The 514-nt window shown below is 43.2% G+C and carries 1 protein-coding gene and 1 pseudogene; both read left to right on the top strand.

Features of this window, described 5'->3' with window-relative positions; genetic code table 11:
• Window positions 1–98: 98 nt before the first annotated feature.
• Window positions 99–173 (top strand): annotated as a pseudogene (locus IE260_RS43575) (4Fe-4S dicluster domain-containing protein); the annotation flags it as partial.
• 18 nt (window positions 174–191) lie between these two features.
• Window positions 192–514: FixG Ig-like domain-containing protein (locus tag IE260_RS43580; RefSeq protein WP_229881872.1), on the top strand; the 323-nt coding region annotated here is incomplete at its 3' end.

The raw sequence follows: 514 nt of genomic DNA on the forward strand, positions 1-514 counted from the left end.
AGCGCGGCGGAGTGCTTTATAATAATCAGGGCCACCTCTTCCCCTTACCCCCCAAAAAACGCAACCCAGAAAACGAATGCGTGAATTGTTTGCATTGCGTGCAGGTTTGTCCCACGCATATTGACATCAGGAAGGGCTTGCAATTAGAATGCATCAATTGCTTAGAGTGCGTGGATGCATGCACAATTACCATGGCTAAATTCAGTCGCCCTTCACTCATCCAATGGTCTTCAACTAACGCCATTAATACGCGCCAAAAAGTGCGCCTGGTGCGTTTAAAAACGATCGCTTATTTGGGGGTTATCGCTATTGTGATCGCTCTTTTAGCCATCACTTCGTTTAAAAAAGAACGCATGCTCTTAGACATTAACCGCAACAGCGATCTGTATGAATTGCGCTCTAGTGGGTATGTGGATAACGATTATGTGTTTTTATTCCACAACACGGACAATAAAGACCATGAGTTTTATTTCAGAATTTTAGGGCAAAAAGGCATTCAAATCAAAAAGCCTTT

Source organism: Streptomyces viridiviolaceus, assembly GCF_014650995.1.
In the GTDB taxonomy this organism is placed as follows: Bacteria; Actinomycetota; Actinomycetes; order Streptomycetales; family Streptomycetaceae; genus Streptomyces; species Streptomyces viridiviolaceus.